At 39.0% G+C, this 13,748-nt stretch carries 11 protein-coding genes and 2 pseudogenes; 4 read left to right on the top strand and 9 right to left on the bottom strand.

From position 1 onward, the window contains the following. Positions 1-118 precede the first annotated feature (118 nt). The 3 genes and pseudogenes from efp to ACFIQC_RS05615 form a co-directional block, all read left to right on the top strand. Entirely contained in the window at positions 119-694 is a 576-nt protein-coding gene (gene efp / locus ACFIQC_RS05625) for an elongation factor P (protein WP_015856958.1), read from the top strand. Positions 695-705: 11 nt separating this feature from the next. After that, the gene (locus ACFIQC_RS05620; RefSeq protein ID WP_375620999.1) at positions 706-1,497 is read left to right on the top strand and encodes an inositol monophosphatase family protein; all 792 of its coding nucleotides are present in this window, start codon (positions 706-708) and stop codon (positions 1,495-1,497) included. Between the two features lie 6 nt (positions 1,498-1,503). Continuing rightward, positions 1,504-2,163, top strand: a pseudogene (locus ACFIQC_RS05615) (inositol monophosphatase family protein); the annotation flags it as partial. 482 nt (positions 2,164-2,645) lie between these two features. Here the strand turns inward: ACFIQC_RS05615 and ACFIQC_RS05610 are convergent. From ACFIQC_RS05610 to rpmE, 5 genes and pseudogenes are all read right to left on the bottom strand, one after another. Next, positions 2,646-3,038, bottom strand: a complete 393-nt coding sequence (locus tag ACFIQC_RS05610) for a hypothetical protein (protein ID WP_375706848.1) — start codon at positions 3,036-3,038, stop codon at positions 2,646-2,648. Further along, on the bottom strand, positions 3,035-3,910 hold the full coding sequence (locus ACFIQC_RS05605; RefSeq protein ID WP_375706847.1) for a hypothetical protein: 876 nt from the start codon (positions 3,908-3,910) through the stop codon (positions 3,035-3,037). Before ACFIQC_RS05605 ends, ACFIQC_RS05610 begins: the two co-directional genes overlap by 4 nt. A gap of 905 nt (positions 3,911-4,815) precedes the next feature. Further along, a pseudogene (locus ACFIQC_RS05600) lies at positions 4,816-5,013 on the bottom strand (ABC transporter); the annotation flags it as partial. Between the two features lie 97 nt (positions 5,014-5,110). Continuing rightward, positions 5,111-5,425: an ATP-binding cassette domain-containing protein gene (locus ACFIQC_RS05595; protein ID WP_375621001.1), complete on the bottom strand. Its 315-nt coding sequence runs from the start codon at positions 5,423-5,425 to the stop codon at positions 5,111-5,113. A gap of 285 nt (positions 5,426-5,710) precedes the next feature. Continuing rightward, positions 5,711-5,932, bottom strand: coding sequence for a 50S ribosomal protein L31 (gene rpmE, locus ACFIQC_RS05590; RefSeq protein WP_005774581.1), 222 nt, complete (start codon positions 5,930-5,932; stop codon positions 5,711-5,713). A 187-nt stretch (positions 5,933-6,119) separates the two neighbouring features. Between rpmE and ACFIQC_RS05585 the strand changes: the two genes are divergently transcribed. Beyond that, the gene (locus ACFIQC_RS05585; RefSeq protein WP_375677832.1) at positions 6,120-7,910 is read left to right on the top strand and encodes an ABC transporter transmembrane domain-containing protein; all 1,791 of its coding nucleotides are present in this window, start codon (positions 6,120-6,122) and stop codon (positions 7,908-7,910) included. Positions 7,911-9,082: 1,172 nt separating this feature from the next. On the opposite strand, the gene ACFIQC_RS05580 is transcribed toward ACFIQC_RS05585, so the two are convergent. From ACFIQC_RS05580 to ACFIQC_RS05565, 4 genes are all read right to left on the bottom strand, one after another. Beyond that, entirely contained in the window at positions 9,083-9,238 is a 156-nt protein-coding gene (locus ACFIQC_RS05580) for a hypothetical protein (RefSeq protein ID WP_375613193.1), read from the bottom strand. Positions 9,239-9,896: 658 nt separating this feature from the next. Further along, positions 9,897-10,334 (bottom strand): hypothetical protein, encoded by a 438-nt coding sequence (locus ACFIQC_RS05575; protein ID WP_375611741.1) that lies wholly within the window; start codon positions 10,332-10,334, stop codon positions 9,897-9,899. A gap of 660 nt (positions 10,335-10,994) precedes the next feature. Continuing rightward, the gene (locus ACFIQC_RS05570; protein WP_375611740.1) at positions 10,995-12,026 is read right to left on the bottom strand and encodes a class I fructose-bisphosphate aldolase; all 1,032 of its coding nucleotides are present in this window, start codon (positions 12,024-12,026) and stop codon (positions 10,995-10,997) included. A 110-nt stretch (positions 12,027-12,136) separates the two neighbouring features. Continuing rightward, on the bottom strand, positions 12,137-13,330 hold the full coding sequence (locus ACFIQC_RS05565) for a phosphoglycerate kinase (protein WP_375681306.1): 1,194 nt from the start codon (positions 13,328-13,330) through the stop codon (positions 12,137-12,139). Positions 13,331-13,748: the final 418 nt, after the last annotated feature.

Raw genomic sequence — 13,748 nt, 5'->3', positions numbered from 1 at the left:
ATCAAAGGGATTTTAGCCCGAAAATAACAAAAGAGCTTGACCGTTAAAGGCAGCAAAGAAAAGCGCCATAAAGACAACAAGAGAGTTCTTTTTGCAAGAATAGAATTGGATAGAAACGATGAAAATTAATGGCAATGAAATTCGCCCTGGTAATGTGATCGAACATCAAGGAAGCTTATGGGTTGCTGTTAAATGCAACGCTGTAAAACCAGGAAAAGGTGGTGCATTTAACCAAGTTGAAATGAAAAATTTGATTGATGGTACAAAACTTAATGAGCGATTTCGCGCTGCTGAGACAGTTGAACGCGTGCGCCTTGAACAAAAAGATTTCACCTTTCTTTATCAACAAGGGGATGCTTTGGTCTTTATGGATTCAGAATCTTATGAACAACTAGAACTTCAAAAGGATTTTGTTGGTGAACGTGCTGCTTTTCTCCAAGATGGGATGACTGTCACAGTTGAACTTTATCAAGAAAAGCCTATTGGCATCTCACTTCCTGATCAAGTTGCTGTCACGATTGCAGAAGCCGATCCTGCCATCAAAGGACAAACGGTTACCTCCTCTTATAAACCCGCCATTCTTGAAAACGGAATTCGTATTCTTGTTCCCCCCTTTATGAATGCTGGTGAACGTATCATTGTAGACACCAATGAGTTGATTTATTTGCGTCGTGCAAATGAAAAAGATAAATAAAGGAATAAAAAATGGCCCATTCTGCAGTCATGAATGTCATGGTGCAAGCTGCAATGAAAGCAGGACGCTCGTTGGTACGTGATTACGGTGAAGTGCAAAATTTGCAAGTGTCTTTGAAAGGACCAGCAGATTATGTCAGCCAAGCAGATCGCAAAGCGGAAAAAATTATTTTCAATGAACTAAGCAAGGCGCGCCCCAAATTTGGTTTTCTGATGGAAGAGTCAGAAGAAATCATTGGAGAAGATTCACAACACCGTTTTATTGTTGACCCTTTAGATGGCACCACAAATTTTCTCCATGGCATTCCTTTTTTTGCTGTTTCCATTGCCTTAGAAAGCCAAGGAAAAATCGTTGGTGGTGTCATTTACAATCCCGTGAATGATGAACTCTTCACCGCAGAACGCGGGTGTGGTGCTTTTTTCAATGACCGCCGCTGTCGCGTTTCTGCTCGACGCAGACTAGAAGATTGTGTCATTGCCACAGGAATGCCTCATTTTGGTCGCCCAAATCATGGAACCTACCTTATTGAATTACGTAATGTGATGGCAGAGGTTGCCGGACTTCGCCGTTTTGGGGCTGCTGCTCTTGATTTAGCTTATGTGGCTGCTGGAAGAACCGATGGCTTTTGGGAAGATAACCTGCAAATTTGGGATATGGCTGCTGGAATACTGATGGTTCGTGAAGCCGGTGGTTTTGTCACCGATAAAGAAGGCGGCAACAATATATTTCGCAAAAAAAATATCATTGCCGGCAATGAACACATTCGCCTAAAATTAGAAAAAACCCTCAAAAAAGGCATTTAAGCCTAAAAAAATCCAGCAGATTACCTCAGCCAAGCAGATCGCAAAGCGGAAAAAATTATTTTAAATGAATTAAGCAAAGCGCACCCCAAATTTGGTTTTCTGATGGAAGAGTCAGAAGAAATCACTGGAGAAGATTCACAACACCGTTTTATTGTTGACCCTTTGAGATGGCACCACAAATTTTCTCCATGGCATTCCTTTTTTTGCTGTTTCCATTGCCTTAGAAAGCCAAGGAAAAATCGTTGGTGGTGTCATTTACAATCCCGTGAGTGATGAACTCTTTACCGCAGAACGCGGGTATGGTGCTTTTTTCAATAACCGACGCTGTCGCGTTTCTGCTCGACGCAGACTGGAAGATTGTGTCATTGCTACAGGCCCATGCCTCATTTTGGTCGCCCAGGTCATGGAACCTATCTTATTGAATTACGCAATATAATGATGGAAGTTACTGGACTGCACTGTCTTAGCGCTGCTCTTGAGTTTATCTTATGGTACCGCGGGAAAAACCGATGGTTTTTGGGAAGATAACCTGCACATTTTTAATAAAACTACCAGCATACTAATGGTTCGCAAAAACGGTGGTTTTGTCACCGATAAAGAAGGTAGCAGCGATATATTTCGCAAAAACACATCATTGCTTGCAATAAACACATTCGCATCAAACTATAAAAAAAACTTCAAAAAAGCATTTAATTCTTACAGTTTTTTACAAAACCCTTAGAACCTTAAACAAACACATGAAGAAAGAGTTTTTAATTTTCTTTACAGAAAACGATAGGAAATAACTGATTAGATAGTGACAAAAAACATCACCACGAACAAAAAATGTACTTGCTATAAGCCCCCACAAAAGCAATCCCCAATAGCTTACCTTATTGACGTTTCTGTTATTCAAATTCCCCTGCAAACAAACTGAAAAAGGCAATAAACACAAATCCCATCATAACCAAACGCCCCAAAAAGCAATTATCGAACCTGAGGCAAAAGCCTCTCCTACTTCTCTTGAGAGATCACTCTCTCCTTTTTGGTAAGAGCTGCTCTACATTACTCTCACTGCTTATCAATATGTTTCACCACCGCGTGTGATAACAGAGGTTTCAGTAAATTCACCGATTCATACAATTGTTATCAGCTTCTTCTTTTCAGCATTATTCTAAAGTATGTATCAAATAGGCATAAGATTTATTGCACTTCAAATAGTTATTTGCGAGAACCGCTGCCTGTATTTCATTCTCAAACTGTTCTTTATTTTTATCAATAGCCTCTTCCAGTGCATTTACCTTTTCATCCCCAAAGATAACTTGTAATTTTGTTTGTGTGGTAAGCTTCTCCCAAAAGATCAATCGGTTATCGCATTTCTCATTTGATGATTTCATCCACTCTTTAACGCCTAATTTGTAAGCTTCTTCAAATGTTGGTATCTTTTCATCAAGGACTAGGTCTTTTTTCTCTTCTTTATCTCTCTCTTTACAAACCTCCATTGCCCTTTCAACCGTAGAGTAACAACAACTTTTATCAAAGGCAATATATCCTTCTTTCACCGTATCAATAAGCATCTTATAGTAAATGAAAGTTTCTCTTGCCGTCTTATAATCACTGGAAACATCATACAATAAGGATAGAAGCTCTCTTTTACAAATGCACAGTACACTACTGTCACCAGGCATACTCCCAAATCCTCCCAGTTTTTTAGCGTTTCATATTCAGTATATTTAGGTATGTCTTCAAAGTAAATTTCCAGAGATGCTAAGTCACGATAGAGCCCTGAAGCTTTATCCTTTTGTTGCTGTTCGTATTCAGCTGTAATCATATCATCAATCATATATAACCACCAATGAAACAACAGCATTGTAGGCTTATAGCGCTTTTTTTTCGTCAAAGGATCCACAAACTTTCGTAATGTGACACCATTCTGTCTCTTGAATCGCACAACTTTAGGATAAGTTTCTTTAAAAATTGGACGCATCATTAATTCATTTATTTTTTTGATATGTTCATCAGTAAATTCTACTTCCAGCGCCTTTTCATAGAGAAAAAATATATCTACATATCCTTGAGCACAAATATCTTGTACCATTGGATGCTGCTGTTTTTTAGATTCATAAGATTCAGAAATGTATCCAATTTTTTTTATCTCTAATATACTCCTTTCCCATTCCTTTACTTCTTCATCCCATTGTTTAATCCATTTTGGCGATATTTTTTGAGTTTTTTTAACAAGCCTTTGTTCCCATTGTGCAATAATATCTTGGTATATCGCGCACTCTCGATCTTTTAGCTGCAGTAATTTTTCAAACTGTTCAAGTTGTTCATTTAATTGCTTTTTCTGATAATTTGCTAACCAAAGACTATAGATTATGCTCCCTATTATAACTATTCCTACTATAACTATGAAAGTATCGTGATCACTCATTCTTGCTTTCTTTTATTTTCACCAATATTTAACGCAGCTCTTTTATCGATTTCTCAATATTGTATCATTATGTGTACATATGATTTGAAAATCACTACATATTATATTTTAATAAAAACAACACACAAAATATAGATATTTTTATTGGTAAAATAAAACAATTTGTATTTAATTGTACTGCTCTAATGATTTATGCACTTTTAAGAAGAGCTTTATAATTCTTAAAATGCACTCCCACAATATTGGTTCAAAGTACTCAAAAGCCTAACACAGCAAAACATGGCTGCGTGCTCACCTTGTTTTATAAAATTGATAAAAAGCGTCTCTCTGCTCATTTATCGGCTCTTTTTTAGTAAAGCGACATCATCATACACTTTCCTAATCCCCTCAATATTACTACAGCCCCTAAAACTTGGGACGCTTCATGAAGAGGACTTATTCTTTCTTTAAGTATTTTTACTTCACGCAATCTTCCCTGCTTGGTATATGCAAGAGACATGGTTTTGACTAATGCAACATAATCAAATTTGAAACGAGAAATTCCATGTAAGATCTTTCATGAAAAACAATGAGTTATCCTTATAAATCAACGTGACAGTGCTGTTATGAAGAGAACTCCTCGCTCATCTTAATAGTCCATAGCGATTTAACTGGATATCGTTTTATATTCTATACACAGAAGTGTCTTTATAAAAATACTTCATCTCAGGCAAAAAAAAAAGAACAGCCTATTAAAAAAGAAAAACATCTCAATGCTTGCCTTTCTTTTTTCCATGAGAGTTTCAAATTGATAAGCCTGTCTGAAAAGAGTGCTGTTTATGCCCTTAAAAATACTGCTCTTGTATCAAGATCACTTACTCAGATGAGAATTGCAGTTTAGCCAAATGCGCATAAACATTATTTTTTTATAATGAGTTGTGTGTTCCTTCTTCCACAAAAGCGCCTTTATCTATCACGAGAATACGATCAGCTTTTAAAATTGTTGCCAAACGATGGGCAATGACCAAGGTTGTACAATTTTGCATCAATCCTTCTAAGGCATTTTGCACTAACTTTTCACTGTTTGCATCTAAAGAAAATGTTGCTTCATCAAGCAGCAACATTTTGATTTATAATAATAATTCATTATTTTATAGGTTGAATGAGAATCCCGAATACCGTAAGATTCTCTCATTTCAAACCTGTTCCATGGTGAACCAATCAAAACCATGTTTTTTGCACGTACCAAGCGGAGAGAGCCCACGTGAATAAAAAACTATTAAGAAAGAACTTAAAATGCCTATAATAAATTATCTCAAGTGCCAAGGGCTGTAGCAACATCCACGAGTTGGCAAATATAATGATGGTGCCGGCTTGCAGTAAGAGGGCTGCATTTCTTAAAATCGCGCGTGCAATACCAATGCGTTGTTTTTGCCCCCCAGAAAGCATGGTACCACGTTCTTCTACTTGCGTATCCAAGCCATCTGGTAAAGCTTGAATAAATTCAAATGCATTGGCCGCTTTAGAAGCGGCCAAAATTTCCTCTCCATGGGTATGTTCAGTTCCAAAAAAGAAGAAAAGTTTACAATTATTTTATTTCAAGTCTTTATACTCTAGGGAAGAAAGGATTTATGCATATATTCAAAATGATTTTTGAATTTAAAAACGCAACCACAATGATTTATAAGTATTTAAGACCCATCTGTTTATGTCGGATGCGTTTTTGAATTAATATTTAAAGTGCACTCTTTGATAGGATAAAAAACTCATCGTTTGCAATCGATTTGTTTAAAACCCTTGTTCCCCATAAAAAGGAGGCTTTTACATGCCAATATTACCAAAACGATTTTTGAATTTAGAAAGACGACCACCACGATCTACGAGTGTTTGGGAGCCACCTGTCCATGCCGGATGCGTTCTTGGATCAATATCTAGATTAAGAGTATCGCCTTCTTTTCCCCAAGTAGAGCGCGTCGTATATTGGGTTCCATCCGTCATAACAACGGTAATTTTATGATAGTTGGGGTGAATATTCGCTTTCATGCGTCAAACCTTTTGCGTTTATAGAATGAAATAGCACTTGCTTGTTTTTTTAAGTGCACTTCCTTTGTCTTTTTGATACATTGATTTAAAGTATTTATTCCTATAACTGAGCACGCATCAAAAAACAAGTGTTCAAGATACATCATTGTATCAAGTGTTACAAATCCAATACAGTGAGCAAAATTTTATGACATTACGTTCTCGTTCAGAAAAATCGACAAAGTCTTCCCCTAAAAAATCTTCATTCTCTTCGCTTGCAATTTTTGTTCCTTATCTTTTGCGCTATCGTTGGTTGTTTATCTTTGCTTTTCTAGCGTTATCTGTTGCTGCTCTAGTCACATTAGCTTTGCCTGTGGCTATCCGCCAAATGTTTGATCATGGGTTTTCTACTTCAAGCCATGGACATATCAATTTTTACTTTGGAATTTTGTTTATCTTAGCCTTGTTTCTCGCATTTGCTTCAGCAGCCCGTTATTACTGTGTTATCACCTTAGGAGAACGGATTGTTGCCGATTTACGGCGTGATGTGTTTGTCCATATTATGAAACTCTCTCCTGCTTTTTTTGATCGGTCACATTCAGGAGAGATTGTTTCAAGGCTTCTAACAGATACCACACAAATAAAATTAGCTGTGGGCTCTACCGCCTCTACCGCTTTGCGTCAGCTGATTATCGTGATCGGAGCCGTCGTAATGATGGTGATCACCAATGCTAAATTGTCTTTGTTGGTTTTAGCTGCTATTCCTGTTGTGGCCATTCCCTTGGTAGTCTTTGGACGTAAAGTTCGCTCTCGTACCCGCGCGGCGCAAGATCGTCTCGCAGATGCCAATGCTGTTGCTACAGAGCAGGTAAGTGCTATTCGCACTGTGCAAGCTTTTACCGCTGAAAAACTCGTTACAATACGTTTTTCACAATTGATAGAACGTGCTTTTCAAACAGCACGTGCTTCTGTAATCTTGCGCTCCTTTTTTACGGGGTTTGCAATTTTTTTGGTTTTTAGCAGTGTGGTTGCTGTTTTATGGATTGGATCGCGCGATGTTTTGAATGGAACGATGACAGGAGGGACATTAGGGCAATTTGTCCTTTATGCGGTTTTTGGAGCTTCTACTTTTGCGCAATTATCGGAACTGGGAGCAGAATTAATCCAAGCAGCCGGCGCTGCTGAACGGCTTGCCGAATTGTTACAAGAACAACCTACTATTGTAGCTCCTAAAAATGCTTTATCATTAGAGCAACCTGTTCGAGGTGAACTTGTTTTTGATCAGGTTGATTTTACCTATCCTTCTAGACCACAAGAGAAGGTTTTACGCTCGCTTTCATTTTCTGTAAAAGCAGGCGAAACGGTTGCTTTTGTTGGGGCTTCCGGAGCAGGAAAAAGCAGCATTTTTTCTTTGATCCTTCGTTTTTATGACCCGACAAATGGAACAATTCGGTTGGATGGCATAGAAATTAATCGCCTTTCTTTACAAGATTTACGCAGTGCAATTTCCTATGTTCCACAAGATGTTGCTATTTTTGATGGAACATTGCGTGATAATATTATTTTTGGAACTGAAAATACCCATGAAGAGGAAATCCTTGCTGCCGCTAAAGCGGCTAATGCACTTGAATTTATTCACGCTTTACCAGATGGCTTGGATACGCAAGTAGGAGAACGCGGTACCATGCTTTCTGGGGGACAAAAACAACGCATTGGTATTGCGCGGGCAATTTTAAGAAATGCACCCCTGTTACTACTTGACGAAGCAACATCTGCTTTAGATGCAAACAGTGAAAAGTTGGTGCAAGACGCTTTAGAAGGGTTGATGCAAAATCGAACAACATTGGTCATTGCGCATCGTTTGGCAACAATTTTAAAAGCAGATCGCATTCTTGTGATGGATAAAGGCGCCCTTGTGGAAGAAGGAACCCATGCCGAACTTGTGGCAAAAAATGGCGTTTATGCTTACCTCGCAAAACTCCAATTTTCGCCTGAGTAAGTGATCTTGATACAAGAGCAGTATCTTTAAGGGCATAAACAGCACTCTTTTCAGACAGGCTTATCAATTTAAATCTCTCATGGAAAAAAGAAAAGCAAGCATTGAGATGTTTTTCTTTTTTCTGCGCAAGATGGAGTATTTTTATAAAGACACTTCTGTGTACAGAATATAAAATGATACCAAGTTAATCGCTATGGGCTATTAAGATGTGCAAGGAGTTCTCTTCATAACAGCACTGTCACGTTGATTTATAAGGATAATTCATTGTTTTTCATGAAAGATCATGAATACCATAGGATTTTCTCATGTCAAACCCTCATAGTGAGTCAAACAAAATCTCTTGGCTTGCTCATCACAAGCAGAGTTGGTGTGTGGAGTAAAACGGTACAAGAAAGAGGTAAAATACCTCCCTTGCCCCTTTACGTTCTAAGGGCTGTCAAAACATTGGGGCGCTGACAAAAGAGTATACGCTGGCAAAAAGTATAATAGGTGCTCGCTTGCTGAAACCCTTATGCGGCTCACTTGATAGGCTCTAGGGACACAAGCACTACCCTAAAGACTGACCACACTCTTTAAAAAAACTGAATATGAAAATTTTTTCATGCCCTCTCTCACCGCTCTAAACAATAGTGTTTACCGAAAATCATGACAAATTGTAATTCACAAATACGCTTCTCTCTATTGCAAGAATATCCTTTTATTCTCTTTCAAACACACGAACACTTTTTGAATATTGTTTGCAGATTCATATTATTGAAAAAGAGCAAAGACTTTTTTAGCACTTTTGGGCTTCTTATAACTTTGTGAGAGCACATGAGCAACAGCTTTTATAATAAACCGGCTTTTGGCAAAATTGTAAAATTTTATCAAATTTATTGTTTGTAAATATCACCACGACCACTGTTCTGCTCTTGCAGACACCGCAACCTCAAAACACCGTTCTCTTTGCTCATAAATTGTCTCTCCAGCCCTCTCTTTCAGGCATAGCCCATAAAAATAAGGATAGAGTACTTCGATTGAACACCGTCTTCTCACCCCCTCCAAGCCCCATATATTTTACAGCCCTCAACTTTATAGCACCCCCTATCATGCTTTAAGAAGGCACATTAACGATGATAAGAACATATACAAAGAAGATATATCTTTAGGGTATTTATGTTTAAAAGCTTGCACTAAATCATAATTTTTTTGTATAGCGAGCCAAGCATATGCAGAACTGACACCCTAACCATTTCAAACCATTCAACTGTTTCAGGAACAGATAAGCCAAGTTTTACGATTATATCTTCAACCACGAATTCACCAAAATGCAGCGGTTTTTCCATCATTTTTTAGCGCTCCCTCTTCAGTGATCCTCTAGATAATTAACTCATTCAGCATCTATACCAGAAAAGCGAAATATTACATGCTAATTTTCCTTTACATTCATTAGCCAAGCCCCCTCAAAATGACCTTTTAGTGAATAGAGCTAAAAGGATAAGTCTTCAAAACCATTTGGTGAGATAGCTATATCAAGAGCACCTAAAATACGCCTTAGTTTCTAAGATAGGCAACTTCCCCCCTTTATCGTATCAGTCTTGTAGAACTTTAAACCCTTTATGTTTAAATCAATAAATCATAATTGGATTATATTGCATAAAGATGCTTTTTCTCATTTTTCCATTTAACACACGATAAGTTACCATTTAGGCACGATGAGAAGCTTGCCCTTTATATCATGATTTCAGAACCGCATGAGAAGAATAAAAGATGATGTGGCTTAATAAGAGAGTTTGTTCATAAGCCGTTTGGGTGTCTTAATCAAGGATGCCGTTAGGCGCGCACCGCCCTTGTAAAGGGTTGCCTTGAGGCTTAAGGACCCAAGGCTTTTTAGTCCCTTCATTAAAAACGCGGGTCTGATGTCATTATTTTGGAGAGCGATTATGAAGAATTTGAGAGGCAGACAGCCTCTCATTTTGATTTGTATGCAAACGAATTGCACTCTATTTATTCAGGGAGAATAAGAACATACCCAGGAGGTGCTAAACGGAACAAGAGAGCGTCGTAACCCCACATAGCATACATGCAGCAAATAGAAAAAACGCCTTCACCAATTGCTAAGATTAATGTGAGCGATATACCGGCTTCATCTGCTGTTGCTTCGCGGCGTTGTAAGTAGTATCCGACAAAAAAGAAAAAGCACGCTAATCCACTCGCACCCGAAAAGAAGCTTAGTATGGCATGAACCGGTCCACGTATGTTGAACAGGATAAGAAAAATTGTGAAAGTAAATACTGCAAAGATCCCTTCGAATACCCCACGCACCATATTGCACAATTTTCGCATCATAATTGCAGAAAAGCTCTGTTCTGCGTATCGATTTTTTCTTTTGATGCTTGTATTCTTAGAAGATATACTGTTATTTTTAGAAGATATACCGTCCACAACTCCCCCCGTTTTAAGCCAAGATGCTATGAAGTTAGACATTTGTAATTATATCATCAAAAAATACAAGAAAAATTTATCCATTTTAACGAAAAAATAGGTGTTTTATTGAGGTGCAAATCTATTTTCTTTCGCAAGAGTTATTCAATTCGTTCGCCAATAGAAAAACTACCCCCATTGAAGAGGAAGCTATCCTGACGCAGAAAAGCTTCATAAGCTGTATTCCAATCCGCTCAGAAATCGCAACTCTCTAATCTACCCGCTTAATCCACCTTTGAAACTGCAATCAAATAAATTCTGCTGATGACAAGTAATGATAACATGAAAAAGAAAAAATATCATAATATCAAACTCTTCAATACAGTATGAGCTTTATGATTTTCACTCAAAAAGCAAGTGCCCACCCATGAACGACACCATACTAAAGTGCTGTGCATTCACAAATTTCCTAGCATTATCTCCCCTTCTCGAAATTGCACCTCTCCCGCAATCTTATCTCTCGATAGCACCCATTAAAGACTTTTAAAAGGTCCAAGGAAAAAACTCTCTGAGAAAGCTTTCAAGCCTAAAATGCCCCCGCCATTTTTATCATGATGAGGGCACCTAAAATCACGCAGAAACATGCAAAATCTCCCCGCATTTAAGAACAGAGCTTGTGCTTCAATCGCACGCTTTTTCTTGTTCTTTTGTCCATTGTCCCAAAGCCGCAAGATGGTTCATCCGAGCGCGATGACGAAATGCCTTCTGTGCAACAGCAATATTTTCATCTTTTCCTGCCCATGCTTTTAAGGCAGCTGCTTGCAATGCGCGTCCATAGGAAAAGGTCAATTTCCAAGGCAATACGCCCAAAGAATTCATAGCAGATAAATGCGCCGTTGCTTCCTGATCAGACTGCCCTCCAGAAAGAAAAGCAATTCCGGGAACAGCGGCAGGAACAGTCTGTTTAAGCACTTGGACGGTCTTTTCAGCAACTTCTTCAACAGAAGCCTTGCGAGCATCCTTTCCATCAATCACCATATTGGGCTTTAAAATCATCCCCTCCAAAAGAACACGAGCTTCAAACAATTCTTTAAAGACAGCTTGCAAAACAGTGCGTGTCACCTCAAAGCAGCGTGTGATTGAATGCCCACACGATGATCCATCCATCAACACTTCCGGCTCAACAATGGGCACAATATTGAACTCCTGACATAAGGCAGCATAGCGTGCAAGAGCTTGTGCATTTTGTCTTATGGCGCCTCTTGTTGGCAAAGTGTGTTCATCAATAGCAATTACCGCACGCCATTTAGCAAAACGTGCTCCCAAAGCATAATAATCTTTTAGCCGCTCACGAAGACCATCCAACCCTTCGGTAATTGTCTCTTGGGGAAAAGCCGCCAAGGGTTTTGCACCGGTATCAACTTTAATGCCTGGCAAAGCGCCTGAATCCCGAATAAGATCCGTCAACATTTTCCCAGTTGATGCTTTTTGCCGAATGGTTTCATCAAATAAAATAACCCCAGAGATGGCGTTTTCCATCGCTTCTTTTGTACTAAAAAGCATTTCACGATAAGCACGGCGCTTATCTTCATTGGATTCAACACCAATGCTTTCAAAACGCTTTCCAATGGTCGCCGTACTTTCATCTGCCGCCAAAATACCTTTACCCGCATGCACCAAAGCAAGTGCAATATCTTCAAGCCGTTCATTCATAAAAAAATTCCTCTTTATTTTGTCTTAATTTCTAAAAATGCGCAACACTATCAAAAACACTCTACACGACTGTATAATTTTTCTTTAACCTTCCCCTCCAAAGAAGCCCTTTAAGCCTGCATGAGGGCAAGAATACCAGGAAGAGTCTTTCCTTCCATCCATTCCAAAAAAGCTCCTCCAGCAGTCGAAAGATAAGTAAAATCATTGGCAACACCGGCATGATTAAGGGCAAAAACCGTATCGCCCCCTCCGGCAATTGAAACCAACTTTCCCGTCAAACTACGTTCTGCTGCATGGCGTGCAACGGCAATGGTTCCCTTATCAAAAGGAGACATCTCAAAAACACCAAGGGGTCCATTCCACACAAGAGTAGCAGCTTCATCTATCGCAGTATTGATATGCGCAATAGAGCGCGTCCCAATATCCAATATCATGCCATCTTGTGGAATATCTTCAATGTCATAAAGACGATGCGGTGCATCTTTTTCAAAACGAAATCCAACGACAGCATCCTGAGGGAGCAGAAGCGTACAGTGACACTCTTGCGCTTTTTTAATAATTTTTTTTATCGTTTCCATCAATGCATGTTCACACAGAGACTTTCCTACATGGATACCTTGCGCAGCTAAAAAACTGTTAGCCATCCCCCCACCAATAATTAAGGAGTCAACTTTTTCCACCAAATGATTGAGCACAAAAAGCTTACTAGAAACCTTTGCTCCTCCCACAAGAGCAACCACAGGACGTGCTGGATTGCCAAGTCCTTTTTCTAATGCCTGCAATTCACCTTGCAAAGAGCGTCCTGCATAAGAAGGCAACAAATGCGTTATTCCCTCCACCGAAGCATGGGCACGATGAGAAACTGAAAAAGCATCATTGACATAGAGATCTCCATTATGAGCCAAAGCTTCTGCAAAAGAACAATCATTCTTTTCTTCACCAGCATAAAAACGAACATTTTCAAGCAGTAAAACACCACCATTTTGTAATGACTCAACTGCAACCTGCACCGCCGAACCGATACAGTCAGGAGCAAAAGCAACCGGCTGATTAATGATCTTTTCCAGCACTTGCACAACAGGACGGAGTGAAAACTCTTGCTCTACCTTTCCTTTGGGGCGACCACAATGAGAAAGCAGAATAAGTTTAGCACCACGCTTTTGTAGCTCAACGAGTGTCTCTTTATGTCGTACAAGACGCGTCTCATCGCATACCTTACCTTGCGCCATAGGAACATTAAAATCTACGCGCACCAGAACACGTTTACCCAAAACATCAACATCATCAAGTGTACGAAACCCCATCACTGCTTCCTCTTCACTTTCCATTGTTTCAAATAAAAACGCATCCAACAACCCTGCCCACTTTTCTTTCCACTTATCCCCCCCTCTTTGCTTTTACAAGAGATCCACGACAGCCCATCTCTCACCCTCTGTTTGAAAAGCCAAAGCTTTTATCGTCAAATGTACAAAAGCCCACCATTGCTCTTAATCTTCATATTCCATTGTGGCAAACAAATGCATTGGCTCAACTTGATCTCTATTAAAGCTTCCTTTTACTTCTAGGAAAAAGAGTTTACATCTCCTGTTTTCTAACGTTTTCTCAAAGGGTATCTCGTTCAGATCTTACTTTTTAAAGTTTACTCTTTCATTCATCTTTTAAAAGCACGTATTGACACAGTATTAAAACAAAATACATCATCAATGTTTCAATAGCCTCTTC

Source organism: Bartonella sp. AA126HLJHH, from assembly GCF_042197425.1.
Taxonomy (GTDB): domain Bacteria; phylum Pseudomonadota; class Alphaproteobacteria; order Rhizobiales; family Rhizobiaceae; genus Bartonella.
Note: the sequence above shows the minus strand (reverse complement) of the source record. Positions and strands in the feature narration are given on the sequence as shown.

Coding starts and splice junctions, on each gene's coding strand:
- ACFIQC_RS05605 (WP_375706847.1), bottom strand. CDS start 3,910: ATGAGTGATCACGATACTTTCATAGTTATAGTAGGAATAGTTATAATA.
- efp (WP_015856958.1), top strand. CDS start 119: ATGAAAATTAATGGCAATGAAATTCGCCCTGGTAATGTGATCGAACAT.
- ACFIQC_RS05620 (WP_375620999.1), top strand. CDS start 706: ATGGCCCATTCTGCAGTCATGAATGTCATGGTGCAAGCTGCAATGAAA.
- ACFIQC_RS05585 (WP_375677832.1), top strand. CDS start 6,120: ATGACATTACGTTCTCGTTCAGAAAAATCGACAAAGTCTTCCCCTAAA.
- ACFIQC_RS05565 (WP_375681306.1), bottom strand. CDS start 13,330: ATGGGGTTTCGTACACTTGATGATGTTGATGTTTTGGGTAAACGTGTT.
- ACFIQC_RS05570 (WP_375611740.1), bottom strand. CDS start 12,026: ATGAATGAACGGCTTGAAGATATTGCACTTGCTTTGGTGCATGCGGGT.
- rpmE (WP_005774581.1), bottom strand. CDS start 5,932: ATGAAAGCGAATATTCACCCCAACTATCATAAAATTACCGTTGTTATG.
- ACFIQC_RS05580 (WP_375613193.1), bottom strand. CDS start 9,238: ATGATGGAAAAACCGCTGCATTTTGGTGAATTCGTGGTTGAAGATATA.